A 26,690-nucleotide genomic window follows, 5' to 3' on the forward strand; every position below is an offset into this window, starting at 1 on the left:
CAAAGTGCCAAATCTAAGAAGCAGGGCTCTCACGAATTTTGGAAGCATAGTCCTCTTGCCGTCTCATTCTCTGTAGGACTTCAATCAGCTGGTCTAGGCAATCTATCCACCCTACCAAAGATTTCAGCAGGGTTCTTCGAAGAATTTCCACGCAAAGATGGTTCTGGTTTTGGGTGTGACCTTCAATTCAACCCATGTGCCGTCCGAATCACGAGCTTCACCTACATACCATTGGTCATCATATAGAATACTAAAAACCTGATAACGCTGTTCCTGAAGCCAGGTAAAGATTTGTCCGGGGGTATCCCAGGCATGGGTTTCGCCAGGCATATATAGGTGGTTCATATGTCCTCCTTGGTTGGCTGAATCTACGAGGATCTTCTGATGGTTAAAAGTGCCATACGGTTCTGATCTTCATGCGTATCATCTAAATCGTTATAAAAGATCTGCTCGGTTAATCTGCTAAGGTTACATGCTATGTCGGGACCTGATTACGAAAATGCATTCAGGATCAACATTCCGGCAATTCTGTTGCTCACACCCTCCACCAATTGATGGAGGGTGTGAAGTCTTGATAGACCGTTCCTCCTTAATGCAGTTGATGCAGGGTTACGCTCTGGTCTGAAGTCGGCATGCCGTCAATTGGGTTGGTCGGAACGGAATGGTCCGATTGCAACCGACTCAGGTCTGGACTTGAGACGATCTCCATCTCGATTTGTTTCACTTCAATTTCCGTGGTCCCCCATTCTCGATCGATTTCTCCCGATACTCGCAGGATGGTTTCCGGGTTGGCGGTGACGTTTCCCCAATCTTCGTGATCGATTTCGACGATCATTGTCCCAGTAGGATCCCGAAAAAGGTAGCGTTCTTCTCCCACTTGGCGAAGAATGGTGCCGCTAAGCACCACCCAGGAATCATCAACCGCCTCTTGAGCGGCAGATATGCTCGTAATGCCAGGCGTTCCTGGTCCCTGGAATTTCGCCCAGAGAGTGAGAGTACTGAATAAAAGAAATCCGACGGTCATGAAGATAATGTGTTTGCTCATAATGTTTCTCCTTGGTTGAAAAAGGTTTGAGGTGTAAGGCACCTAAGGCTTGTTTCGGCTGATAGCCCAACCAATCATCCAACCCTCTACATGCCAAATGATGGGTCCGTTGACCTCTCCGACTATTCCCTGAACCTCCTTTCTGTGTGTCTCAAGCCTGTCATGATTCTTTTGGGATTGTACCTCCAGCATCCTGAAGCCACGCTGAAAATGCATTTCAGCCTGGCTTAAATGTTGGATCGTTAGGATGCGGTTCTAGATAGGAGCAGGGTTATGGATTTATGGAGCAGGGACGGAGAGAAAATTAGGAATGAACAATTCATTAATTGCAGTCTGGTTTCTTCTTCTCATGACTATTTCGAATATAATCCACGCCTCTGAACGTGGAACATATAGCGACTCCCCTCGTCTCCCCGAGCCCATGGTGTTTGATTTGGTGTTACCCTTGGGAGCCCATAAAAATGAGTACGAGTTCAATGCCCTGTCTCAATATAATTTCAAAGACGATGCCATGAGATTCAATCCTGAATTCGAGTACGCCTTTGCAGATGGCTATGGGATTGAATTTGAGTTACCGATGCAAAATGGTGTCGTGAAAGCCTATAAACTGGGATTGCAAGGTACCTTTGATTTTCTCCGAAATAGTCGGTTTATTCACGGCTGGCAATACATCGGGGAATACCATAGGCATCTTGCACAGTTTGAAGATGCGAGTGGAGAGTTTGAAGGTGATCCTGGAGAGTTTAAAGGTGGTGGAGGGTTTGAGAATGATCTGCTCTACGTATTTGGATATCAGTTCAATCGGCATTGGAGTATGTTGAATATGACGGGATTGCGCCTGACGGACATCGGGTCTCACGGGCATCTTGAGGGATTGGTGAATGGCAACCTTATTTATTCATTCTCGAAAAAATTTCATATGGGATTAGAGATGAATTGGGAATCTCGACCAAAGCGCCCTGATTTATTGTTAGTGATGCCCCAACTGCATGTTCGTTTAGCCAAACATGCAAAAATACAATTCGGATTCGGGATGGAAAGAACAGAACATCAGAATTTTTCAGTTGCTGCTGCACGGGTTATTTTCGGATTTTGATCCATTGTTTATGCACCCATAGAATGCCCAAATCGATAAAACCTTCCTGAAACTCCTCAACGTATATTCCGGAGGGATGATGAGGAGGGGGGCTGGATGGGAAAAAATGAAAGTTATGTCAGAGGGAAACCTTCGTATCGGTGGGCTCGATTTGACCTATGGGTCGTCGCGGTCCTGGGCTTCTTCACGCCCTATTTGTCGTCCTCGATGGCCGTTTTTGCTGTCTCTTGCCTTCGAGAATATTCACCCTTTCGACTACCGTTCATGACGTGTTGATCCTCTGGGTGTGTTTTTTGTGAATGATGATAAATCCGGTAGGTCTTATGTCCTGATTTGGCGCTTAACGGAATTTTAAGCTTGGCGTAAGGTTGGTCATGATAAGATTTTGCTCCAGAGAGGTTTTCCCATATGGCCGCAAAGGGAAAGGAGGAAGAGAAAATGAACCTTGATCGACAGAAAATATCCAAAAACGATAGGATTGCATTACCGTGGATCGTCGGGGTTATGATCGGCCTGTTCGGATTTCTCCCACCAGCTTATCCGGATGACGACATTCCCGGGTATCAACAATTAAAGGCGGAAGTGGTTCCTGTCGAACAATTGTTCCAAAAGGTGCAAAAAGAGTTTGAGGGAATCATTCTTGAGTTGGAATTAGAAGAGGAGAATTTGCGCTGGATTTATGAGGTCAAGCTTCTGACCCCGCAGGGCAATGTTTTGAAAATCGACTACGACGCCAAAACAATGGCGGTTCTCATGGTCAAAGGGCAGCGAGATCCCTCACCATGATAAGCACCCTCTGTCCCCCGTTTATCTCATGAGAGTACTCGTTGTTGAAGATAACTCCCAAGTGGCCAGGCAAATAGTCGATGCGCTGCAGCGGGCAGCGTATGTCGTGGATGTAGCTCCTGATGGTGAGCAAGGAGAGTTTTACGGTCAGACGGAATCCTATGACGCGGTGATTCTTGATCTGGGTCTTCCAAAATGTGAAGGTTTGACCGTGTTACAACGTTGGCGCCAAGCGGGACGCACGATGCCCATTCTTATTTTAACCGCGAGGGATACTTGGCGGGAAAAAGTGTTGGGTTTGCGTGCGGGCGCGGATGATTATCTTACCAAACCCTTTGAAATTGAAGAAGTCGTGGCCCGGATTGAGGCTCTCATTCGGCGGGCTGCGGGCCACGCCAACGCAGTCCTGACTTGGGGGTCAGTTTCCCTCGATACGAGTAGCCAGCGGGTGACCATTCACGGTCACCCCGTGGAGTTGACTGCCCTGGAATTTCGTACCTTATCGTATTTTCTCCATCATCCTCATGCCATCATTTCTAAAACCGAACTCACGGAACATATCTACAATCAGGACTTTGATTTGGATTCTAATGTGATTGAAGTTCTAATCAATCGATTGAGAAGGAAGTTAGGATCCTCATTTATCAGCACCCATCGGGGTAAGGGATACCAACTCACCGAGTTTGTTCATGAAACGTAATACGCTTGCCCTGCGCCTGCTGACTCTATCGAGCGTGTGGGTGGTGCTGACTCTTGTGGTGGTCGGTGTGCTGCTCATCCTTCTCTTTCGCTCCCATGTTGAACGTCGTTTTGATGATTTTTTGTTTGATCAGCTTAAGGGCAATATTGCGGCCAGTGATATTTCTACCAAGTCCGGAGTGTTAGAGATGACCTGGACTCCTTCCAATCTTCGCTTTCACCGGCCCCTATCCGGTTGGTACTGGCAGATCCTCGAAAATGGGAAATTGGTTGCCCGCTCCCGCTCCCTCTGGCAGCATACCCTTGAGGTCGTCGATCCGGGCATTGGGACCGGTTTGCAACATCAGGCTCTCACGGGGCCTGCCGGAATGCCGCTACGTGGTCTCGTTGAAAATGTCACCCTGCCTGATTCAAATGCCTCCTTTACGTTTGTGGTGGCAGGCCCCGTTTCCAATATTGATCAGGATGTCCACGAATTTTCTAAAATGTTGTTAGTCACGTTGATCGCATTGGGGGTAGGATTAGTGGGTGCCGTGTTTTTTCAGATTCGAATCGGGTTACGCCCGCTTTCCCGGTTACAACAGGCCTTGGCGGAAACCCGATTGGGAAAAACAGCCAGGCTTCCGGAAAGCTTTCCAGGGGAAGTGCAACCGGTTGTCTCCGAATTAAATGCGCTTCTGGATCATAATGCGGCTCTCCTCGACCGAGCTCGAACTCAAACGGCAAATTTAGCGCATGCGCTGAAGAATCCTTTAACGGTCCTGACGAATGAGGCTCGTACCATGGAGGGAGAGCAGGGGAGTCTGCTGGGAGAACAACTGAAGAACATGACCCACTCGGTGCATCGGTATCTTTCAAGGGCTAGAGCGGCGGGGGCGAACGGATTTGTGGGTATCCGAACGCCTGTCGGGACCATAGCCGAGGATTTGCGTTTTTCGATGGATCATCTTTACAAGGGCAAAGCCCTCAACATTCATGTCATAGGGCTGGAGGAGATTTACTTTCATGGCGATGTCCAGGATTTAGAAGAAATGTTGGGCAATCTTATAGACAACGCCTGTAAATGGGCCAAAAAAGAAGTTCAGATTCGTGGAGAGTGGGCGGGGGACAAATGGCGGGTGATTGTGGAAGATGATGGTCCTGGTATCCCCGAAGGCCAGGAAGCTGTGGTCATTCAACGAGGACGCAGGCTCGATGAAGCCATACCGGGTAGCGGTCTGGGGTTGGACATCGTTTTTGATATTGTCATGCTGTATGGCGGCTCATTGTACTTGGACCGATCGACGTTGGGAGGCGTGCGCGCGAATCTAGAATGGCCCGCAGTGGATGAGCTGTTGTGATCCACAAGCTCCATGCTCACCTGTCTGAGCAAATCAACGGGCTCACACTTTCGGTGAACTGACAAGTAGGGATTGGGCATATGTCATCATCCTCATGACCGTATTTATGTGAAGAGTAGAAGATGGATTTCAAGAAACGTGCGATGGGCATACATTATTTATAACAGAGCGATTGGAGATGGGAAGTGAACATGATGACCAAAGAGATTCAAGTTGTAAAAATTGGACTGGGCCTCGTGCTGTTGGGACTGATGTTTGGTGTGGGAATGGGAATTCTCTTCGGTATCAATGAAGATCTGTATAAAGATTATATTAAACAGGGCATTGAAGCGAATCCGGCAGTACATGATGCCAAAAGTGCGGATAAGATCTGGCGATATGCGCAACGTGCGCACTTCCATGCAACGGGTATTGCCGCCTTTTCCCTGGGACTGATCATACTCACCATGTTGTCTGGAATGAAATCCAGATACAAAAAAAATTCCGCAATTTTTCTCGGCCTCAGCAGCTTGTATCCACTTTCCTGGCTGACCATGTTTCTCTTGGCCCCCTCGATCGGGCGTGGTCCGGCTCATGGCCATTTTCTGACGGAAATATTCGTGTACACGGGTGTGGGAGGTTTATTGATAGGCGTTGTTCTTCTTTGCGGAAATCTGTTTTTAGGATACTTTCGCGAAGAGACTAAGTTGTAGGACATGGTGGGGGTAATCTTTAATTCAGAGCCAACCGAATGGGTGGGTTGCAAGTACAAAAAAACTAAACTAATTTAGGAAGGGCCACCTATATCCCTCCCAGATCGTTATAGGGTGTCTGTAATCTCATTTCGGCTATCTTCCCATGAGCCCCCTTTTGTAGGACTCCCGAGAATTTGAGGGAGCCGGTCTTCTCACATCATCTTCCCTATCTTGTCACTCCAGGCATATATCTTCCACATCTGGAAAGGGATTGGCCGGAGATTTCGGCGTTCTGCCCGGGTGTTATCCTTCTCTTTTTCTCCTATTAAAATAGATGGATGAATGATTAAGGAATGAGAGGGGGGTGGATCAGATCTTGGGCTACCCTTCCTCTGCTCAGTGATAGGGCAAAATGGCTGTAAAGTGACCCTAAGGTAGCTCAAAATCAGAGTTCTACTCAGGAAATAGGATTCCCGGTAAATTTTTCCTATCAGAAAAGGACCAATAGGACCGAAAAGGAATGGAATCAGAATGTCATGTTGTGGAATGAGTATTCATATTTTAGAATAGGTATTCAAAGCTGGCTAGAACTTTTTCAGTAAAAGGTCATTTATGAAAGTGATTTCCAATCCTCGGGCACAACGAAAGCAGCGGGAATATGAAGCCCGGCGGGAGGAAATACTCTTAGCTGCTGAGCGAAAGTTTTCTCAGAACGGGTTTTTCAAAACCAGCATGGCCGAGATTGCGGAGGATGCTCAATTTGCCATGGGGACGGTGTACCGGTTTTTTAAGAGCAAAGAAGACATTTATATCTCTCTGGTGGAAGCCAAGGTGGAGGATTTACTCCGCCTTTTGGAAGAAGCGACGCAAAGCCGTCTCCCTGCCCAGGAAAAATTACGTGCAGTGATTCAGGTAAAGTTAGCCTTCGCTGATCAAAACCGTGCGTTCTTCCGTATTTATGTTTCCGAGTGGAGCGGGTTTGAATGGACGGTGAAAAGCGCGTTTGGCGAGCGGGTGTGGAAACGGTACTTGGCGCAAATTGATCTCGTCGCGAATCTCATCAAGGAGGGTATCAAGACCGGAGAATTCCGCAAAGTGAATCCCAAAGATACCTCTTTGGCCTTTCATGGCATGTTAAACTCCACCATCTATCTTTGGATTCTCCAGTCAGGCCCGAAAGAATCACTTGTGGACAAAGGCGAGTGGTTAGGGTCCTTGTTGCTTAACGGCCTCGGGAATTCAACATGAAAAAGGTCAATATAAACGTATGACATATCTGCCTAAAAGCCGCATCTGGTTGGTGTTTGGCCTGATCCTAGCTGTGCAGGGATTGCAGGGGTGCAGCGAACAGGAGGCCGCCCAGCCGCCAACGGGACGTCCGCCCTCGCCGGTCAAGGTCGTGACCGTTTTGAGTAAGCAGGTTCAGCGATCGGTTTCATTGGTGGGAACAGCGGAGCCACGCAAGCGAAGCCTTGTGGCCAGTGAAGTGGCAGGCCTGGTCAAGGCCTTTCCCGGTAAGGAAGGTCAGTTTGTTAAGACAGGACAACTGCTCGCCAGTCTTCGAACAGACACCCTGGACATTCGTCTTGACTCGGCAGTGGCTTCGCATCGTGAATCCAAAACTCGCCATGAACAGGCCCAGAGGGATTTGGACCGAAGCAAGATGTTGTTTGCCAAGGAATTGGTAACTCAAAAAGAAATGGACGATGCGGTTGTTGAAGAAAGCGCTCTAGAAAAGCGGCTGATTCAATTAGAAGCGGAAATTCGACTGGTACGTGATCAAGTGACGAAATCAAGAATTCTGGCGCCTTTTTCCGGTTGGATCACGAAAGAATATACGGAAATCGGCCAATGGGTCGAAGAGGGTGGACCGGTGGTGGAATTGGTGGACCTGTCTCAGGTCGAGGTGCAAGTGCCGCTTCCGGAAGAATATGTGCGGGATGTCAGGGTCGGGGATCCAGTGATGGCGGTGTTCGATGCCTTGCCTGGGGATGAGGTCGAAGGAACAGTCTTTTCCGTCGTCGCGCAAGCCGATCGGTCGGCACGGACATTTCCGGTCAAGGTTGTGCTGGCCAATCCGGATTTACGCATTAAAAGCGGGATGGTCGCACGGGTGAAGTTAGCCGTGGGCGCTCCTTACCAGGCGGTCGTGATACCCAAGGATGCGTTGGTGCTCAAAGGGGGCAAGGAATTCGCCTTTATTGTTGATAATAATACCGTCACGCAGGTCACGGTGATTCCCATAGCCCATTTTGAGGACGTGGTTGAAGTACAGGGAGCTATTGAAGAAGGCATGCAGATAGTCGTGGAAGGGAATGAGCGCCTCCTGCCCGGTCAATCGGTCAGGATATTAGAGGAGCCGACAGAAACATGAATCTGGTTCATTCCGCTATCCGTTATCCGGTCAGCACCGCAGTGGGTGTGCTCTTAGTGGTGTTGTTCGGCATTGTGGCGTTGGTGAAGCTCCCGGTTCAATTGGCACCCGATGTGGAAAAACATGAAGTCACCGTGGATACCATGTGGCCTGGGGGAAGCCCGCATGAAGTCGAGCGGGAAATCATTGATGAGCAGGAAGAGCAACTCAAAGGTGTCGAAGGCCTGGAGAAAATGTTCAGCGAAAGTTCCTATGGTCAGGGAAAAGTCATTCTTCGATTTCCCACAGGAACGAATACCGACACGGCCTTACTCCAAGTCTCCAACCGGTTGAATCAGGTCAAGGAGTATCCGCTTGAGGCGGATGAACCCGTCATTAGCAGTGCGGATACCCGTGGGGCCGCCATGGCCTGGTTTATTTTAGACACCTTGGAAGGTAATCCCGTCAATATTGAAACCATGCGGGATTTTGCAGAGGATATCATCAAGGCCCGTTTCGAACGGGTCAAGGGTGTTGCCGCTTCGAATGTCTACGGCGGGCGGGAGCGGGAGCTTCGGGTGACGGTCGATCCGGCTAAATTAGCGTCCAGAGCGTTAACCATTATGGATCTGGCTCGAGCGTTAGATCAGGAGAATCGGGATTACAGTGCCGGGGATTTCGATGAGGGGAAGCGGTCGTATGTCGTACGTACGGTGGGGGAATATCTTAATCCCCAGGATGTGGAAAATGTCATTATTGCCAGGCGTGATGGCGCGTCGGTGTATGTGCGGGATGTGGCGACCGCCCATATTGATTACAAGGATCCAACCGTTGTGGTGCGACAAAAAGGCCATCCCGCCATCGCGATCAACGCGATTCGGCAGACCGGCGCGAATGTGTTGGAAGCCATGGACGGTCTGCGCGAGGCTGCTCTTGAGCTCAATGAAGAAACGTTGAATGCACGAGGGTTTCAGTTATTTCAGGTCTATGATGAAACCATTTACATTAACCGTTCACTATCTCTTGTCCAGCAAAATTTAATCGTCGGGAGTGTCTTGGCGATCTCCATCCTGTATCTATTCCTCCGCACGGGCAGTAGCACCCTGGTGGTCGGTCTGGCCATTCCGATCAGCATGATGGGAACGTTTATTATGCTGTGGGCGTTGGGCCGGAATTTCAATGTCATCAGTTTAGCGGGAATGACGTTCGCTGCCGGTATGTTGGTGGATAATTCGATTGTGGTGCTGGAAAATATTTACCGTCACCGGGAATTGGGAAAATCGTTATTTCAATCTGCCTATGATGGCACTGTCGAGGTTTGGGGGGCAGTGCTGGCCAGTACCCTCACCACGATTGCGGTATTTGTGCCCATTGTGTTTATGGAAGAACAATCGGGCCAGTTATTCCGAGACATTGCCATTGCGATTAGTGCGGGTGTGGGCTTGAGCCTGGTGGTGTCAATGACCGTGATTCCTTCGTTATCTGCCAGAGTCTTAAAGACGGTCAAGAAATCAAAAAAAAGAGAAGCTGCCACTGCTTGGGATCCATCAACATTGGCGGAAAAGGGCTTGTCGGAAAGACGGCCTTCCGGGTTGGACCGTATCAAAGAGGCATTGGGATCTCTCGTCTATGACCTCAGTGGAAGTGTGTTCTGGCGAAGTGTGACCATTTTGGGGTTCACCTCGCTTGCCATGGTGGGAAGCTGGGCTTTGTTGCCGAAGGCGGAATATCTTCCTCAGGGAAACCGGAACCTGGTCATCGGTATTCTGCTGCCTCCGCCGGGTTATAACGCCAACGAATTTGTCAAAATGGGAAAGCCGATTGAATCGACCTTAGGCCCGTATTGGGACGCGAAGCCTGGTTCCCCGGAAGAAGCTGCCTTGGATGGACCCAGCATTGCCAATTTTTTCTATGTGGCGCGTGGGCGATCGGTCTTTATGGGTGGTCGGACGAATGATCCCGACCGAGTCAAAGAATTGATCCCTCTATTTCGCCGAGCCACGGCCGATCTTCCAGGCGTGATTGGTATTATCACCCAACGCGGCCTGTTTGAACGTGGCCTGGGCGAGGGACGAAATATTGATATTGAAATTACCGGGCCGGAGCTGGATACGCTGGTGGGGTTGGGTATTCAAGTCTTCGGTCAGGTAAAAGGGGTGCTGCCCGAGGCGCAGGTCAGGCCTATTCCCAGTTTGGATTTGGGAAGCCCGGAAGTCCGTGTCACCCTGAAACGGGATCGGGCAGCCGATGTGCAGATGACCAATCAGGAACTCGGATTTACAATAGACGCCCTGGTCGATGGGGCAAAGGCCAGCGACTACCAATTTGAGGGCGATGAAGTTGATCTGACGATTCGTGGGGTCGATCGGTATGCCAATCAGACGCAGTCGCTCAATTCCATTCCGATTTATACCAAAGGCGGGCAGTTGACGACGGTCGGCAATATTGCCGATGTCACATTAGTCTCCGGGCCGGAACAAATTAATCATATTGAACGGGAACGATCCATTGTCATTCAGGTGATCCCGCCCGTTGAGATGGCGCTGGAGGAGGCGATGGATGTCATTCGAACGAAAATCCTTGGGCCATTGAAAGAAAGTGGGACGTTAGGACGTTTGTATAATGTCCGGTTGTCGGGGACGGCTGATGATCTCACCGAAACCTATGAGGCGTTAAAATGGAATTTTCTCTTGGCCTTTACGATTACTTATTTGTTGATGGCTGCCTTGTTCGAAAGTTTTCTCTATCCCCTGGTGATTATATTTACGGTGCCGTTTGCCGCAGCCGGTGGTTTTCTGGGGCTTTCTCTGGTCAATAATTTTATTGCCTACCAGCCATTGGATGTGTTGACGATGTTAGGTTTTGTCATTCTCATCGGGGTGGTAGTTAATAATGCCATTCTGGTGGTGCACCAGGCCTTAAATTTCATGAAGGGACGGGACCAGACGGATTCGATTGAAGAAGAATTGTGGCAAGGATTACCGCTTCGGGAGGCGATTCGTGAATCCGTCAAAATCCGCGTCCGGCCGATTATGATGACGACACTCACGACGCTCTTTGGCCTTTTTCCGCTTGTGGTCTCGTCTGGCGCGGGATCCGAGCTGTACCGGGGGATCGGGAGTGTGGTCCTGGGTGGCCTCTTGGTCTCCACGGTGTTCACTCTTATTGTCATTCCGGCTTTGTTTACTTTGGTCATTGATACGCAACGCAAATGGGCAGTGAAAAGAAAGCCTCAATTGGTGGCTCAACAACCCTCGGGAGGCTCTCTGTAGTCAAGAGGCGAAGGGAATGGATATGATGGTAGGACAGGTTTCGAAGGTGGTGTTGCTATTTGTGGTGAGCATCGGAGTGTCGGGCGGATCCAGCCCGGTGACGTGGGCTACTCCGCTGGAATCTTCCACGGCTCGGGATCTTCCCGAGTTGCGGTTGAGTTTGCGGGAAGCCATGGAGGCCGCCGTCGATCAAAATCCCACGGTCCGGTTGTTTAAAGAACGTATTGCACAGGCGCAGGATAGAGCCAATACTCAACTTGGCGAATTATTGCCCAATCTTTCAGGAACGGCAGGCGCCGCCCGGCGTCGATTCTTTACAGGGTCCTTTGGCTCGAATGCCACCGTCGTCGGTCCCAGGGATTTTTACGAAATGCGGGCCTTTCTCACCCAGAATGTGTTCAGTTTGAGTCTCATCCAAAAATGGCGGGCTGCCAAGGCGGGAGTCGATGTGGCAGGATTGGATGCAGAAGTCACTAAACGGGATACCATGGCGACGACAGGTCTGATTTATTTGGAAACGCTTCGAGCCAAAGCGGCAGTGAATGCTCGCATGGCGGATGTGGCGCTGAATAAGGAATTACTGCGTTTGGCGGCCGAACGAAAATCCGCGGGCATGGCGACCAGCCTTGATGTGACGAGGGCGAAGGTTCAATTGGAAAACGCCAGGCAGCGATTATTGGTCTCTGAAAATGACCGGGATCGTGCCAAACTTAATCTCATTCGGGCGATGGGGTTGTCGTTCGATGTGCAGTTGGTGCTTACCGATGTCATGAAATTAGAAAACGTCTCTGAACAATCCGTTGGAGAAGCCTTGCAGGTGGCAAAAGAAAACCGGACTGAACTGAAGGCACAGCAGAATCGTGAGCGACTGGCTTCCCTGACGTTAAGTTCCGTGACCAACGAACGGGTGCCCTCCATTCAGGCCTTGGGCGATGTGGGCATGATTGGTAATCAAATCCCCAATGCGTTGACCACCGACAATGTCCAGGTATTAATGAGGGTGCCGATTTTCGATGGGGGAATGCGGGAAGCCAGAATTTCAGAGAGTCGCAGTCTCGTCAGGCAGGAAGCAATCAGGACACAGGATGTACAATATCAGGTGGGTTTGGAAGTGCGCGATGCGCTGATCACATTGAGTTCGGCCAAACAGCAAGTGGCGGTTGCGGAAGAAGGTTTGAAATTTTCTCTCACGGAATTGGAATTATCCCGTGAACGGTTTGCGGTCGGTGTTGCCACCAATCTCGAAGTCACCGACGCGCAAACCCGTGTGGCACAAGCCAGAGATAATTTGATTGAAGGCCTCTTCACCTTTAATGCCTCTCGCCTGAGCCTGGCCCGGGCGCAGGGTCAGTTGGAGAAATTATAATCGATCGGGCCTATTCGCCCAAAAGGTAATATGACGACCATCCAACTCAAACAAGAAATCCGCTCAGAAGCGAATAAGCGTCGGACCTTTGCCATCATCAGCCATCCGGACGCCGGCAAAACCACCTTGACCGAAAAACTCCTGCTCTACTCAGGGCTGGTGCGCACCGCCGGTATGGTAGGAGGGCGGAAAAACCGGAAAATGGCCACGTCGGATTGGATGGAAATGGAGCAGGAGCGCGGAATTTCCATCACCGCCTCGGCGATGCAATTTCCCTATAAACGGGCGGTTATCAACGTGTTGGATACGCCAGGCCATCAGGATTTTTGCGAGGATACTTACCGGACACTCACGGCGGCCGATAGCGCGATCATGGTTATTGACGCCGCCAAGGGCGTTGAAACGCAAACACGAAAATTGTTTGAAGTCTGCCGTCTTCGCCAGATTCCCGTATTGACCTTCATTAACAAGATGGACTTGCCGGGACGGGCCCCGCTGGATCTCATGGCAGAAGTGGAAGACGTATTGGGCATTCATGCCAGTCCCATCAACTGGCCCATCGGGTCGGGACAAGACTTTCTCGGGGTCGTGAATCGGCAAACCAGAAAGGTGTTGCTCTATACCAAAACGGCTGCGGGAGGGGCGTCGAAACCGGACCTCATGGAACTCTCGTTGGACGACCCCTCAGTGAAAAACCGGATGGCCGGGTATATCTGGGATGAATTGATGCATGATCTGGAATTGCTGGATATTGCCGGGAATCCGTTTTCGAAAGATGAGTTTCAAAATGGAAAAGTCACGCCGGTCTTCTTTGGATCAGCTATGACCAATTTCGGCGTGGAAGCATTTTTCGATGCGTTTGTGGAATTCGCCCCTTCCGCTCACGGTCGATTAGCGGATACCCCGGATGGCCGTGAAATGATGATCGATCCGGTGGAGACACCATTCAGCGCCTATGTGTTTAAACTCCAGGCCAATATGAATCCACGCCATCGCGATAGTACGGCCTTTTTACGGGTCTGTTCCGGGCGATTTGAGCGGGATGTGGTGGTGAAACATCATCGGACCAACACGGAGGTGCGGCTCTCAAGGCCCCATAGTATGGTGGCGAAGGAACGCAATACGGTCGATGTGGCATATCCCGGTGATGTCATTGGGATTATCAATCCAGGGATTTTTCAGATTGGCGACACGATTTCGGTGGCGGACGCGTTTAATTACAAACCGCTTCCACAATTTCAACCGGAAGTCTTTGCCCGTGTGCGCCCCACTGATACCACCATGCGGAAGTCGTTCGACAAAGGGATCGAGCAACTCGCCAGGGAAGGGACCATTCAAATCCTTCGGAGTCTGGATGGCCTGGAATCTTTTGTAGCTGCCGTCGGAAAACTCCAGTTTGATGTATTGGAATTTCGTCTACAAAGCGAATACCGCGTCAAGGTGGTGGTGGATGTGTTGCCCTATGAATCCAGTGCCTGGTTGGTGGGCGATGTGGAGGCCTTTAAACCGCCATCAGATGCCCTGGTCGTCAAAGACAGCCGGGACCGCGCCGTCGTCCTGTTTCGCAGCTCGTGGTCGAAAAACTTCGCCGCCGAACGCAATCCCGAGCATAGTTTTAGGGATATGGGGTAGATGCATGAGTTCAGTTAGGGAGGTTTTAGGGCCGGTAATTTTATCTGGTCTTCTGGGAGGGTGTTGGGGAGAGCATGGTCAATATGTAGGGAGTTCCCTGGATGAAAATGGACATCCTTGTGAGACTTATGAATATTCAGATGGAACTCAAGGGACGCATTGTGATCTTCAAAATCAGAACCCACCCTCTGTTCAATAATTCGAATCTTCTCCGTTCTCCTCACTCACCACGAATCCTTTCTCCCTCATCATTTTTCCTTAAAACAACAGATTGCTCTCTCATCGTTATTTTAAATGATTCCCAGGCCGTTCCTGTTTTTGAGTCATGCCATTTATAATGTTCTGAAACCCCTATACTTCTCTTTATCCGACGCCTGCCCTCCCTCTCCCCGTGGTCGAATATGCTATTTAACCGGTGGGCCTTGCCTTGGCGTAGCGAGTTGTTCCGCCTTTCTGTGTCTTGCGTTCGTCCAATCCAATGAGGCCGGGTGGGGCGTCAATGGTTATGGGTCTTTTTGCCAAAACCTGGCATCTATAAGCCTTTTGAAATGGGTTGTGTCACAAGCTGAGGAAAAAGACCATTTGGTGATGTACGAGAACACCCATGTGGGCGGCGACCCTGAAAGCGGAGCGGAGAGATTCAATAAGGAGATTTGATGATGGGAAAGAAAAGTTTATGGAGTTTGGTTGTCTTAGGGCCGATCTGTATTCTTTTCTATTTTGTCACCCTAGGTTTTGCAGCTAATGTTCCTGCTCCAGAAATTATCAGTCCGGCTTGGATTCACTCAGCACCACTTAAGATGGAAGATCTCCGTGGCAAAGTCGTGGTGGTGGGGTTCTGGACCTTCGGATGTTGGAATTGCCGGAACATCGAGTCCAATGTCAAAGAATGGCATGACATGTCCGCCAAGCAAGGGTTGGTCGTGATTGCGGTGCATTCGCCGGAGTTCAAATATGAATACGATGTGGAGAAAGTCAAAGAGTATATCCAGGAGCACAACATTCCCTATGCCGTGCCGATCGATAATGATTTCCGGAACTGGCGGCAGTATCGCAACCGATATTGGCCGACGCTGTATCTAATCGATAAGCGGGGAAATATTCAATACACCAAGATCGGTGAAGGCAGCTATGAGGAAACCGAACTAAAAATTCAGCTGCTGCTTGCCGATCCGACATAACAGGAAGCTTGTGAAGAATTATACAAAGACTAGGGGTACTGAGAAGGTTGGACGAAAGAGACTTTGATGAAATCGTGATCCGGTATCGATCAACGATATGATGAAGAATTTATTCTTGACGACATTTCTGAAGGACCTCAGCCATTTCCTGATGGATATGGCCGTTGGTGGCGATAAGGGTGGTTCCATAGATGGAGTAGGGCTCTCCCGCGTAATCGGTGAGGTTTCCTCCGGCTTCTTCCAGGATGACTTTTCCTGCCGCAGTGTCCCACGGATTGAGTTGTAGCTCCCAAAAGCCATCGAATCGGCCGCAGGCGATGTAACAGAGGTCAATCGCGGCGGTGCCGGTGCGCCGCATCCCGCGCGCGCGTAGGGTGAATGCGCAAAATTCCTTGAGGTTGTTATCTTTGGCGGTGTGCACGTCATAGGCAAAGCCGGTGACGAGCAACGCTTCGTTTAATTGAGGTGTCGCCGAGACATGAATCGGTGTGCCGTTGAGTGTGGCTCCCTTCCCTTGTTGTCCCAGAAACAGTTCGTCCCGTGTGGGATCATAGACCACTCCGAGAACGCATGTGTCTTCATATTCCACGCCGATAGAGACATTGTACATTGGAAAGCCGTGGGTGAAGTTGGTGGTGCCGTCTAAAGGATCGACGATCCATTTGACGGGATGGGAAGGGATGTCCTGCAGGCCCTGTTCTTCGCTGAGGATCTGGTGTTCGGGAAATGCCTGTCGGATGGTCTGAATGACGGCTTCCTCTGAACGCAGGTCCGCTTCGGTGACCAGGTTGATGGCTTGATCCTTTTGATGGACTTGAAATCCTTTTTTGGCGTAGTCGAGAAGGATCGCTCCGCCCTGCCGGGCGGCTTGAATGGCGATGGGGGTTAACGAGTGATATTCGGTAGTAGATAGTGGCATAGATAATGTGGGAAAGAACGTTTTCCAGCATACCTGAAGTCTGCGGAAATCCCAAGCGTCAGGTTACGTTCATGCGAATCAGTGATGTGAGTGTTTAAGGGAGTTAGAAGGAAAAACACACTGGGAGTGGGTGGCCCCACTCCCAGTGGCACTGCAGGTGGGCTCTACAGCTACTTCTTCTTGGTCTTTGCTTTTGCTTTGGGTTTCGCGGCGGCCGCGGCCTTTTTCTTTGGAGCGGCTTTCTTTTTTGTTGCTGCCAATTCACTCACCCCCTTTCAGATCATCGATCATGCCCGTCATTGCGGGTCAGACGGCTTTGGTTAATGTTTTCTCGTGATTGACTTCAAATGTATTAGGCCCCACTTTTCGAAACCGAGGATCGCGTTTTAAGGATGTGGCAACTGATGTGACTGGAGTTTTTCCCCGGATCGGCATCCCGCCTTCTTTGAGGCGTTGAAAAAGTTCTTTGGCATGTAGTGGACGACCGATCTCTTGGAGAACCATGTACACCGCATCAGGTACACTCATACCCACGTATTTGCTTCGGCCTAGGAGAATTTCCCTCGACTTAGACGCGACATCCGTATCGGCTGAGGACAGATGCCCTTCCTTATTCGAGAAGATCTGGCTGGAGAGACTCGCCAGCTTCGCTTTGTCAGCTTCGACGCGATAAAGGGTTTTTGCCAACTCCAGGTATTTCTCAACCGTCGCGATTTCCTCACCAACCTGCTCCCGTTTTTTTTGAAGATCCTTGAGTTTTCGCTCATAAACACTAATGCGCTGTTCCAGCCCATCACTGATATCTTTAAGCTGGTCATTTTGATCCTCCATTTCGCGAACTCCACCATATGTTGAGTCTAATTCTATTCGTGTTTTAAAGCAAAGTCAACAAGCAAGCTTTAAATTTTTATTATTAAAGGTTGCCTTCAAACAAATATGCAAATTGCGATTGGTTTATTATAAGTCAATGGTCTGTTTGTGAAGTGATCATTATGAAATTAATCTATTAAAATGAAAAGCCTAAACTTAGTGGTTTATGATTCTGTGAATTCAATATTTGGTAGGATAGTCGTTCTTGCAGTATGTGAATGTGCCTTATTAACTAGGTATTGTATCGTGGTATTGGCGTTTGGAATGGTTGGTTTGAGAGTGATGATAATTGACATAAATTTCTACAATAATGAGCGATAATGTAAGCGGCTCATTTTTTGACGGAATTTAAGTCAGAAAATATGCTATGGAGTAAACCGTTGTTTAAAGCATTTCATGAATGAGTTGACAACATATTGTGGTGTAGTCCTACCTAGGAAAATGTCTGAATAGGGAGGAATCGGCTGTAAAGGTTTCTACGCGGTCAAAAATTCTCCGTTTTCTTGACCCATCCACGATGGGCCAGTGAAATCGTCAAACCTCGGCTTTGCTCAGTCGCCATTTCGCTCTGATCACCCCGGACAGACAGGCTCTAGGTGTAAACCGAGCATATTGAGACAGGCTGGAATATTTTTAAGATGGCTTGGGAAGATAAGGATGCTATGATTGATGAATTATTTGATTGTTGGACTTAAACGTGATGACTGCAAATACCCCCCCTCTCAATCTCCTTGCCCTCAACGCAAATGAACTGAGTGCCTTCATACAGGAACTCGGTTGGCCACGATATCGGGCAGGTCAAATTCTGCGATGGCTCTACCAGCATCGTGTAGTGGATATTGAGTCGATGACCAACTTGTCTAAGACCGATCGGGGCAGGTTGCAGGAGGTAGCGACTATTCACGGCATGGAATCTCTACCTCCCACGATTGCCAGCGATGGCACAGTTAAGTTTGTATGGAATTTAGAGGATGGCTTGGCTGTAGAGACGATATTGATTCCGGATGGCCGTCGGCGGACCTTGTGTCTGTCTTCCCAAGTCGGGTGCACCCTGGATTGTGGTTTTTGTTTGACGGCCGAGATGGGCCTGAAGCGAAGCTTGCGCGCCCATGAAATTGTCGGGCAGGTGTTGAATGTCCAAGCTTATCTGCCGGAAGATGAGCATCTGTCTTCACTGGTGTTCATGGGAATGGGAGAGCCGTTGGTGAATTTTGAGCCGGTCGCCGATGCGATCCAGCGTCTCACCAATATTGAGTGGGGCTTGGGTTTTTCCCCACGACGCATCACGGTGTCCACGGCGGGCTGGATCCCGCGATTTCCAGATGTGAGACGATTAGGCGTGAATCTGGCCATATCCTTAAATGGCACGACCAATGAACAACGGGGACAACTGATGCCTGCAGTGAATGGGCGCTACGATTTATCTGAATTGCTTGATGCCTGTCGTCAATATACTCAATTCAGCGAACGCCCTCTGACGTTTGAATATGTGTTGTTAGCGGGCGTCAATGATTCACCTGAAGATGCCAGGCGTTTGGTACGGCTTGTACAGGGGATCCGGTGTAAGGTGAATTTGATTCCGTTTAATGAGTTTCCGGGTAACCCCTTTCGACGTCCGTCACCAGGTGTGGTTGATGCCTTTCAAGATATTGTTAGAAATAAAGGCCTGGATGTGTTTCTCCGAAAAAGCCGGGGAGACGATGTGTTGGGAGCTTGCGGCCAATTAGGTCGATCAGCTGCTGAAGTTTTGAATCAGTCGACCACGAACAAGAAAAGGAGTCTCACTCTCTATGCTCAGCCTTGAACCAACTCTGCAGGGGAAGTATGAAGCCTTGCAAGAACTCTTTTCCGATATGGAATCGGTGGTGGTTGCATTTTCTGGTGGGGTCGATAGCACACTCGTTTTGAAGGTTGGCTTTGACATACTTGGGTCTCAGGCCAAGGCCGTGACGGCGGTTTCGCCAACATTTCCGGCATTGGAAGTGGAAGAGGTCAAACAATTAAGTGCAGCGATCGGCGCGCCTTTGCAATTGGTCGAAACGGATCAGTTGCAAATTGAGTCATTTGTCAAAAATGATGCAACCCGATGTTTCCATTGCAAAACGGATTTATACCGATTGCTTTCCAGTCTTCGGGATGCCGTGGGGTTTCATACCATTGTGGATGGGACCAATGTGGATGACTTGGGTGAAGATCGTCCGGGCATTAATGCGGCCAGACAGCTAGGTGTGCGGAGTCCTTTGGTTGAGGCGGGACTCAGTAAGGCGGATATTCGGGAATTGGCCAAAGGGTTGGGGCTAGCCAATTGGAATAAGCCGGCCGCCGCTTGTTTGTCTTCACGAATTACCCGAGGGCTCCCCATTACGAAGGCCTATCTTTCCCGGGTAGAACAGGCCGAGGCCTTTTTGGTGGCTCAAGGGATTATGCAAGTGCGGGTTCGCCTTCACGGCGATTTGGCGAGAATCGAGATAGACCCGACGCAAATGGGAATTCTGATGGAAGAACCAGGAAGATCCCGGTTAGTGGAGAAATTTAAAAAGCTTGGATTTCAAACGATCACACTTGACTTGGAAGGGTATCGGGCCGGAGGAGGGAACCTTCCCTCAGGTCCGGTTTGAAGTCTATACCAAAATTGTTGTGAATGGGTTAACCGGGAGAGTTTTACCTATGTCCTATTGTCTGATGTGTTCGGGGAGGCAAAAAAAAAGGGAAGTGATGCTTCCCTCTTTTTTATTGTGCACGACGGTTTGATAGGAGCGATCCCGGAAAGAATGCCTCCTGCGATGGAGGTTTTTCCAAGAAAATTTGGAAATATTTAGTTTTTTGACTGGGCAGCGACTGCCTCTAGAGCTTCCTGTGCAAATCGCCGATGGTCGTCGTCCGATAAGCTTCGACCAATCACCTTCTCGGCAACCAAAATGGCCAACTCAGCCGATTGGGTCTTAATGTCTTGAATGGCCTTCCGTCGCTCACGATCAATGTCTTGCGTCGTTTCCTCTTTAATCCTCTGTGATTCCACGCGAAGCCGCTGCTCGTTTTCGTCAAGTAGCCGTTGAGCCTGTTGCTTGGCCTCTGTCAGGATCGTTTCCACTTCTTTGGCAGCCAACTGAAGCTTGGTTTCATATTCCTTGAGCTTTCCCTCTGCTGCAACTCGGTTCTGCTCGGCCTGGTCGAGGCTTTCTCTGATCTTTCGTTCACGGGCTTCCAGCGTTTCCAGGATCGGGGGCAAAGCGTACTTATAGAGCACCCATAGAAGGATCCCAAATGAGAGGAGTTCCCAGAATATCAGTGACGAAAAGAAATGTGAGTCAAATTGTGGCATAGATCAGGAGCCCTTTATCCTTTGCCCATGATGATAAAGGCGATGACCAGCCCGTAGAGCGCGATGGCTTCGACCAGGGCGAACCCGATCCACATATACTTGCCGACCCTGGCTTCTGCCTCTGGTTGACGGGCGACTGCCTCAATCATTTTTCCAAAAATATACCCGATGCCGATCCCGGCGCCCGCAAAGCCCGCGGCCGCTAGGCCCATTCCCAAAAGTGCTGCTGCTGCAGAATCCATTGTAGTGTTGTCCTCCCAGTTTAAAAGGGACTAATTGTGAGTGTTCCCTTATCGTTTTGTTCGAGCGTGATTTAGTGCAGATGCATGGCGTCACCAATGTAGACGCAGGTTAAAACTGTAAAAATATAGGCTTGAATAAAGGCAATTCCGACTTCCAAGCCATAGAGTGCGATGGTAAATGAAAAAGGCAGCCACCCAATCATAAGCCCGCCTGCTATGGTAAGGCCGAACAAAACCCCAAGAATGACATGTCCGGCAGTCATATTGGCAAATAATCTGACGGCCAGAGAGATCGGTCTAGCCAGTTGGCTGATTAATTCAATGGGAATCATTAGGGGAAGGAGCCATCCTGGTGTGCCAGGAGGAACAAGTATCCCAAAGAATTTAGCGCCATGGAGTTGGAATCCTATGATAAGACTGAGGAGATAGACGCCTACAGCAAACACCCCGGTCACAATAATTTGGCTGGTAATCGTATAAGATCCAGGTATGAGACCGACCAGGTTTGAAAATAAGATAAACAAAAAGAGGGCACTGATGAGGGGGAAATATCGCATCCCAGAGGCCCCCATCGTGTCCTGAATAATTCCGCGAATAAAGTCGACCAGCAACTCTCCAAGACTTTGGAGCTTAGAAGGCACCAATGCCCTGGCGCCACCAGCTTTCATCAATAGGAGCGTAACAAGCCCCACCACAACCCACATCATCAAGACGGCCTTATTGACGGAAATGTCAAGGCCGAAAAAGGAAAGCGGGAGAAAGTTATGAAGCTCGAAGGGATGTAACGGATCTTCCAAAACTAAACCTTGTGTCTAGTGACTCATTGTTTCCAACGCTGAGCTGCACGGTAGGCATTGCGAACTCCAGCGATTAATCCCAGTACCAGTCCTAACGCCATACCCCACGGTGTGGTATCCAACACATACGAATCAATTAACCAACCAAGGAATCCACCGACGATAAGGGCGGCAAGAAGGTCCGTCCCCACTCGCATTGCCTGTCCCAGCCCCGCAAACATTGGATCCTGAGAAGGTGCCATTTTTTTAATCGGCCAGGCGAGTCGTCGGAAGGGGACACATTCAAGCAAAAAATCACGAATCATGTCAAGCAACAAAGGTCCCATTTTTCAATAATGGTATGGTAAGGTACGCCTGATCAAGACAGAGAATCATGAAGCCTCTTAGCTGGTTCAGTACTGTTACTAATATTTAGGCCGACATTATGATGAAGAAGCAGTTGGTGTTCCTCCTGATCATGGCGTTTGCAGCATATGAGAATCCCCTGGGAGCCACTTCCTCAGGGGTGGATGATTTGCCGGATTTAACGGGTGGGGTGGTGCCTGTTGTTCAATATAAGCAGCTCGATCCCTTCTCCGGTAACGATATATTAACGTCTGTCAGTGAAGTAGAATATACGGTGAAGGTCAAAAACCAAACGGGGGATCCGTTGATTGCAGATTCCTTAATCCTGGTAGTGGATTCTGTGCTGGAAATTTCCGGGAAAGAAATTTCCAATCGAATCAAAATCGAGGGATCGGATGGTATGACTGGGGAGGGAAAACATTTTTTCAGGATTCCCAGTAATCGAAAGGATCTTCCACCCTATGGGGAAAGTGAAACGGTCACCATACGGGTGACGAATCCTGATTTTCTTCGGTTTTATCCCCCCGGTGTACGGGTTCGCGGGATCCGACGCTCTTCTGAAAAAGCCGCCAAAGATCTGCTTGATAACCTGGTGCAAGAGGGGTTGTTGTCTCCCGAGGACGCCATGCGGGCCTTAGAAAATCCTTCATCAGATAGTCCTTAACCCTTGTCCTCCATTCCCAAGCATGCCGAACGAGGCACTCATGCCTCGCTTCATTCGACCTCGTGTTTTCCCCTTATTCAGCACTGCTCCCCCGCTTTTGAAGATCCCTTTGATCTCTTTGGCCGGGTGACCGGTTACGCTCCACATTCATTTTTCATGGAGCATGACGCCGTTCAAGATGGGGTGTCCTGTCGTTTTTCTTATTTGGGGTGCGATCCCTATCGCGTGGTCCGGGGGAAGGGGCACGCGTATGAATCGGTTTCGTTGGGTAAAAAGGAAAAGCACATCGGTGATCCATTCGCGATGTTGCAGCGTACCTTCGCGAGGCAGACTGCCGGTTCGGGGCACCAATTCCCGCCGTTCCAGGGAGGAGCGATCGGCTGTTTCAGCTACGACCTTGCCCGTACGTTTGAGGTTCTACCCGAGTGTCTGCCGGATGATCTGCATTTTCCTGACCTGTACTTTCTGTTTGTCGAGATCTTTGTGGCCGTGGATCATCAGGCTCCGGGGGTCTGGCTGATATTTGCGCCTTCGCCTGAGCGATTGGCGGGCGAAAGCTGGGATCACTTGTTGCGGGAAGGGCAGGCGCGCCTGTCTGATCTGCAAGCCAAAGTGATGATTCCTGAGAACCTTCAAACGAAGATGCATTCCGCTATGTCCTCGCTTCGCATAGAGGGGGAGCAATCGTCTTTGGAATATATGGATCGCGTGCGTGCCTGCAAGCACTTCATTGCTGCCGGAGATATTTATCAGGCTAATCTCTCTCATCGATTCCGGGTTGAGGGAGTGACTCATTGTTTTGCAAGCCAAGTCGAAGCTGGAGCTGACATATATCGGCAATTGCGGAAGGTCAATCCTTCCCCCCATTCGGCCTTCCTCGTGTTGGAGTCTGATGTCATCGTGTGTAATTCTCCGGAACGATTAGTACGGCTTTCAGGGGGACGTACGGATATGCGTCCTATCGCGGGTACCAGGTCTCGGGACATAGAGCCTCAAGTTGATCGACGGTTGGCGGAAGATCTGTTGTCTTGCCCCAAGGAACGGGCGGAGCATCTCATGTTGGTTGATTTGGCTCGAAATGACCTGGGGCGGGTGTGCGACTACGGATCCGTTCGAGTCAATGAGTTGATGACCGTGGAACGATATTCTCATGTCATGCATATGGTCTCCCAGGTTTCCGGCCGTTTGAGTGACGTCTGCCATGGTTTCGACCTTATTCGAGCCACGTTTCCTGGAGGGACCATTACCGGAGTGCCTAAAGTCCATTGCATGGAACTCATCGAGCAGCTTGAGCCCGTTCGTCGGGGAATTTACACCGGGTCGATTGGGTTTATCGGGTGGAACGGGGATCTTGACTTGAATATTGCCATTCGCACGTTATGGCTCACGGCGGGACAGGGATATCTCCAGGTGGGAGCGGGGATTGTGGCTGATTCGGACCCTGAGCGGGAGTATAAGGAAACGCTCAAAAAGGCCGAAGCTTTTTTCCAGGTTCTGAAAGGGAATTACTGACGACGAAACGGGTATAAGAGATGTGGATCTTTCTCAACGATCAGTTTGTTAAAAAAGAGGATGCTCGAATATCGGTCTTTGACCATGGGTTTTTATATGGGGATGGTGTCTATGAAACCCTCCGTGTCTATCAGGGGCGCATTTTTTTATTAGAACGACATTTGGCACGTCTTCGACGATCTTGTGATCTGATCGGTCTGGTTCTTCCGATCCAGGATGACGCTTGGGAAGCCATCATGACCGAAATGTTGATTCGAAATGAACTTGAGGATGCCAGTCTCCGCATAACGATATCTCGAGGTGAAGGGGAACTCGGGATTGACCCTGGTCTTTGTCCCCGCCCGACTATTGTCGTGATGGCGAGGTCTGTGGTGGCCTATCCTGCCCAAATGCGGGAGCAGGGAGTCAGGGTGCAACTCGTTTCAGTTCGACGAAATCCGGAATCTGCCCAATCACCTCAAATTAAGTCGCTGAGTTTTCTCAACAATATTTTGGCCAAGCAGGAAGCCGTACAGGCAAGAGCGTTTGACGCCCTGATGTTGAATATGGACGGTCATGTGACGGAATGTACGACGAGCAATATCTTTTTTGTGGCAAACCACCGATTACATACTCCTTCTGTTGCCTGCGGAATCCTGGAGGGGATCACTCGAGAAGTGGTGATCGCCTTAGCCAGGGATTTAAAAATTGAGGTGGAGGAAGGGGCATATTCCCCTATGGACATGCTTCAAGCCGATGAATGCTTTATGACGAACACAGGACTGGAAGTGATGGCGGTCTCTCAAGTTGGAGAAGATCCTATAGGTCAAGGAAAGAGTGGGCCAATCACGATGGCATTATGGAAGGGTTTCCAGGATAATTTGGAAAGATGGTTGGGGCCGGTTATCACGCGCCCTCAATAGACATAACATTCAACGCGGTGTGGTATTTTTTGTATTCTTTGGGGTAATAACCGCAGTGGGTTTGGCGTCATTGTCCTGTTGACACCGGCTATGAGTTTTCCAGGCGAGTCCTTTATGGAACGGAAAATCTTCACGGAAATGGGCTCCCACGCTATTGGATCGCCAAAGTGCAGCTTCCGCAATGCATTGTCCAACCAAAACCATATTCCGGGTTTCTAGTCCAGGCCGGCTCCACGGGGCCGCCAAAAGCTTGGATGACCATAGCTGAGCCTGATCGACGGTTTTCTTTAATGAATTCCCCGTTCGCACCAATCCGACTTTAGACCACATCAGACGCCGTAAAGAGTTTCTGATTTTTTCCACATCTTGAGTGGACATCTTCCGTCCGCTGGGTTTTCGGAGGAGCGGAGAATTTGAAAAGTCAGGGCAGGAGCTGATCGTCGAACAAGAAGAAGCGGCTTGGGCTGCCCGATAGCCAAAGACCAGACCTTCCAGCAAAGAATTACTCGCGAGTCGATTGGCACCGTGAACTCCGGAACAGGCTACTTCCCCTGCCGCAAACAGGCCTGGGATGGTGGAAGCCCCATCCAGGTCGGTTTTAACGCCGCCCATAAAATAATGAGCACTGGGGGAAACCGGGATCCATTCCTCTGTGATGTCAATATCGTATCGTAAGCAGGTCGAGTAGATGGTAGGAAACCGTTCTTTCAAAAATGCGGCCCCCAAATGGGTCACATCTAAATAGACATGACGAGCTTTGGTTCGTTGCATTTCCGTCCAGATAGCCCGGGAGACGATGTCCCTTGGTGCGAGGTCCTGGCTTCGATGATAGTTTTTCATGAAGCGCTCGCAGCGATTATTGCGTAAAATCCCTCCTTCGCCTCGTAAAGTTTCGGACAGCAGAAAAGGAGGACTGGATGGGAGATACAGGGCGGTTGGATGAAATTGGACGAATTCCATATCCTCCAGAATGGCACCCGCCCGATAAGCCATGGCAATGCCATCTCCGGTCGCATTGGCCGGGTTGGTGGTTCGAGCATAGACCTGCCCGGCCCCCCCTGTGACTAAAAGTGTGGCGGGAGCACAGACGATCTTAAGAGTCCCACTCAATTCATCAAGGATTAACGCTCCCCAGCATCGTCCGTCCTGGATGCATAGCTCAACCGCAACATGATTTCCCATCCAGGTCAGGTTTTTCAGGGTTTGGGCTTTGACGCTGAGTGCACGAACCATTTCGCTGCCGGTGGCATCCCCTCCGGCTCGTAATACTCGATGACGGCTGTGGGCGCCTTCCCTGGTGAACGCGAGTTTGCCATCCACTGTGTCAAATTTCGCTCCCCATTCAATCAATTCATGAATACGGGAGGGTCCTTCTTCAACGAGTATTTTGGTGGCTGGCCGGGAACAGAGTTGATGGCCGGCTTTCAGAGTATCTGCCAAATGGAGAACCACGTCATCTTCCTCGCTGAGCGCGACCGCTACGCCTCCTTGGGCATAGAAAGAATTATTGTCTTGTGGCCCACCTTTGGCGACCATGGTGACACGACCATATCGACTTAATTCAATTGCAGCTCGAAGGCCTGCCACACCCGCGCCTAAAATCAGGAAATCCGTCGAAATCACGTGGGAGGAATGATGTGATGCGGCAGCGGAAGACATGGAAATGATTGGAG

At 49.9% G+C, this 26,690-nt stretch carries 26 protein-coding genes; 17 read left to right on the forward strand and 9 right to left on the reverse strand.

All coding sequences use genetic code 11. The annotated features are described in order from the left end of the window. Positions 1-123 precede the first annotated feature (123 nt). Together PJI16_06930 and PJI16_06935 are read right to left on the reverse strand one after the other, a co-directional pair. The gene (locus PJI16_06930; protein MDT3777289.1) at positions 124-345 is read right to left on the reverse strand and encodes a hypothetical protein; all 222 of its coding nucleotides are present in this window, start codon (positions 343-345) and stop codon (positions 124-126) included. Between the two features lie 244 nt (positions 346-589). After that, positions 590-1,045, reverse strand: coding sequence for a NirD/YgiW/YdeI family stress tolerance protein (locus PJI16_06935; protein ID MDT3777290.1), 456 nt, complete (start codon positions 1,043-1,045; stop codon positions 590-592). A 310-nt stretch (positions 1,046-1,355) separates the two neighbouring features. Here PJI16_06935 and PJI16_06940 point away from each other — a divergent pair, with 310 nt between their 5' ends. The 11 genes from PJI16_06940 (at position 1,356) to PJI16_06990 (ending at position 15,444) form a co-directional block, all read left to right on the forward strand. Then, entirely contained in the window at positions 1,356-2,141 is a 786-nt protein-coding gene (locus PJI16_06940) for a hypothetical protein (protein ID MDT3777291.1), read from the forward strand. 438 nt (positions 2,142-2,579) lie between these two features. Next, complete coding sequence (locus PJI16_06945) at positions 2,580-2,927, forward strand: PepSY domain-containing protein (GenBank protein ID MDT3777292.1); 348 nt, start codon at positions 2,580-2,582, stop codon at positions 2,925-2,927. Positions 2,928-2,955: 28 nt separating this feature from the next. Next, entirely contained in the window at positions 2,956-3,627 is a 672-nt protein-coding gene (locus PJI16_06950; GenBank protein ID MDT3777293.1) for a response regulator transcription factor, read from the forward strand. Continuing rightward, positions 3,617-4,966 (forward strand): HAMP domain-containing sensor histidine kinase, encoded by a 1,350-nt coding sequence (locus tag PJI16_06955; GenBank protein ID MDT3777294.1) that lies wholly within the window; start codon positions 3,617-3,619, stop codon positions 4,964-4,966. The genes PJI16_06950 and PJI16_06955 overlap by 11 nt, the downstream gene beginning before the upstream one ends. Before the next feature lie 191 nt (positions 4,967-5,157). Continuing rightward, entirely contained in the window at positions 5,158-5,658 is a 501-nt protein-coding gene (locus tag PJI16_06960) for a hypothetical protein (protein ID MDT3777295.1), read from the forward strand. 594 nt (positions 5,659-6,252) lie between these two features. Beyond that, positions 6,253-6,888 carry a TetR/AcrR family transcriptional regulator gene (locus PJI16_06965; GenBank protein MDT3777296.1) on the forward strand — a complete coding sequence of 212 codons (636 nt, stop codon included), beginning with the start codon at positions 6,253-6,255 and terminating at the stop codon, positions 6,886-6,888. A gap of 19 nt (positions 6,889-6,907) precedes the next feature. Beyond that, a complete protein-coding gene (locus PJI16_06970; protein MDT3777297.1) occupies positions 6,908-8,014 on the forward strand; it encodes an efflux RND transporter periplasmic adaptor subunit in 1,107 nt (368 codons plus the stop codon). Then, positions 8,011-11,265, forward strand: a complete 3,255-nt coding sequence (locus PJI16_06975; protein MDT3777298.1) for an efflux RND transporter permease subunit — start codon at positions 8,011-8,013, stop codon at positions 11,263-11,265. The genes PJI16_06970 and PJI16_06975 overlap by 4 nt, the downstream gene beginning before the upstream one ends. Before the next feature lie 16 nt (positions 11,266-11,281). Next, positions 11,282-12,631, forward strand: coding sequence for a TolC family protein (locus PJI16_06980; GenBank protein MDT3777299.1), 1,350 nt, complete (start codon positions 11,282-11,284; stop codon positions 12,629-12,631). Between the two features lie 30 nt (positions 12,632-12,661). Further along, positions 12,662-14,263 carry a peptide chain release factor 3 gene (locus tag PJI16_06985; protein MDT3777300.1) on the forward strand — a complete coding sequence of 534 codons (1,602 nt, stop codon included), beginning with the start codon at positions 12,662-12,664 and terminating at the stop codon, positions 14,261-14,263. 656 nt (positions 14,264-14,919) lie between these two features. Continuing rightward, positions 14,920-15,444 carry a redoxin domain-containing protein gene (locus PJI16_06990; protein ID MDT3777301.1) on the forward strand — a complete coding sequence of 175 codons (525 nt, stop codon included), beginning with the start codon at positions 14,920-14,922 and terminating at the stop codon, positions 15,442-15,444. A gap of 109 nt (positions 15,445-15,553) precedes the next feature. On the opposite strand, the gene PJI16_06995 is transcribed toward PJI16_06990, so the two are convergent. Further along, positions 15,554-16,363, reverse strand: a complete 810-nt coding sequence (locus tag PJI16_06995; protein MDT3777302.1) for an inositol monophosphatase family protein — start codon at positions 16,361-16,363, stop codon at positions 15,554-15,556. A 126-nt stretch (positions 16,364-16,489) separates the two neighbouring features. Between PJI16_06995 and PJI16_07000 the strand changes: the two genes are divergently transcribed. Continuing rightward, positions 16,490-16,687 carry a hypothetical protein gene (locus PJI16_07000; GenBank protein MDT3777303.1) on the forward strand — a complete coding sequence of 66 codons (198 nt, stop codon included), beginning with the start codon at positions 16,490-16,492 and terminating at the stop codon, positions 16,685-16,687. On the opposite strand, the gene PJI16_07005 is transcribed toward PJI16_07000, so the two are convergent. Then, on the reverse strand, positions 16,670-17,194 hold the full coding sequence (locus PJI16_07005; GenBank protein ID MDT3777304.1) for a winged helix-turn-helix domain-containing protein: 525 nt from the start codon (positions 17,192-17,194) through the stop codon (positions 16,670-16,672). The two genes, PJI16_07000 and PJI16_07005, sit on opposite strands and share 18 nt — an antisense overlap. 739 nt (positions 17,195-17,933) lie before the next feature. Here PJI16_07005 and rlmN point away from each other — a divergent pair. Then, positions 17,934-19,037, forward strand: a complete 1,104-nt coding sequence (gene rlmN / locus PJI16_07010) for a 23S rRNA (adenine(2503)-C(2))-methyltransferase RlmN (GenBank protein MDT3777305.1) — start codon at positions 17,934-17,936, stop codon at positions 19,035-19,037. Continuing rightward, the gene (larE, locus tag PJI16_07015) at positions 19,024-19,851 is read left to right on the forward strand and encodes an ATP-dependent sacrificial sulfur transferase LarE (protein ID MDT3777306.1); all 828 of its coding nucleotides are present in this window, start codon (positions 19,024-19,026) and stop codon (positions 19,849-19,851) included. The genes rlmN and larE overlap by 14 nt, the downstream gene beginning before the upstream one ends. Before the next feature lie 197 nt (positions 19,852-20,048). Here the strand turns inward: larE and atpF are convergent, their stop codons facing one another. The 4 genes from atpF to PJI16_07035 form a co-directional block, all read right to left on the reverse strand. After that, on the reverse strand, positions 20,049-20,555 hold the full coding sequence (gene atpF / locus PJI16_07020) for a F0F1 ATP synthase subunit B (protein MDT3777307.1): 507 nt from the start codon (positions 20,553-20,555) through the stop codon (positions 20,049-20,051). Between the two features lie 14 nt (positions 20,556-20,569). Beyond that, complete coding sequence (gene atpE, locus PJI16_07025) at positions 20,570-20,797, reverse strand: ATP synthase F0 subunit C (GenBank protein ID MDT3777308.1); 228 nt, start codon at positions 20,795-20,797, stop codon at positions 20,570-20,572. Positions 20,798-20,868: 71 nt separating this feature from the next. Further along, positions 20,869-21,594, reverse strand: coding sequence for a F0F1 ATP synthase subunit A (locus PJI16_07030; protein MDT3777309.1), 726 nt, complete (start codon positions 21,592-21,594; stop codon positions 20,869-20,871). Positions 21,595-21,617: 23 nt separating this feature from the next. Further along, complete coding sequence (locus PJI16_07035) at positions 21,618-21,899, reverse strand: AtpZ/AtpI family protein (GenBank protein MDT3777310.1); 282 nt, start codon at positions 21,897-21,899, stop codon at positions 21,618-21,620. 119 nt (positions 21,900-22,018) lie between these two features. Here PJI16_07035 and PJI16_07040 point away from each other — a divergent pair, with 119 nt between their 5' ends. Genes PJI16_07040 through PJI16_07050 form a run of 3 tightly spaced genes read left to right on the forward strand, consistent with a single transcriptional unit; the run spans position 22,019 to position 25,017 of the window. Further along, entirely contained in the window at positions 22,019-22,603 is a 585-nt protein-coding gene (locus tag PJI16_07040) for a hypothetical protein (protein MDT3777311.1), read from the forward strand. A gap of 3 nt (positions 22,604-22,606) precedes the next feature. Beyond that, the gene (locus tag PJI16_07045; GenBank protein ID MDT3777312.1) at positions 22,607-24,115 is read left to right on the forward strand and encodes an anthranilate synthase component I family protein; all 1,509 of its coding nucleotides are present in this window, start codon (positions 22,607-22,609) and stop codon (positions 24,113-24,115) included. A 20-nt stretch (positions 24,116-24,135) separates the two neighbouring features. Further along, positions 24,136-25,017 (forward strand): aminotransferase class IV, encoded by an 882-nt coding sequence (locus PJI16_07050; protein MDT3777313.1) that lies wholly within the window; start codon positions 24,136-24,138, stop codon positions 25,015-25,017. 9 nt (positions 25,018-25,026) lie between these two features. Here PJI16_07050 and nadB read toward each other — a convergent pair whose 3' ends face one another. Then, a complete protein-coding gene (gene nadB, locus PJI16_07055; protein ID MDT3777314.1) occupies positions 25,027-26,676 on the reverse strand; it encodes an L-aspartate oxidase in 1,650 nt (549 codons plus the stop codon). Positions 26,677-26,690 lie beyond the last annotated feature (14 nt).

The organism is Nitrospira sp. MA-1, assembly GCA_032139905.1.
Taxonomy (GTDB): domain Bacteria; phylum Nitrospirota; class Nitrospiria; order Nitrospirales; family UBA8639; genus Nitrospira_E.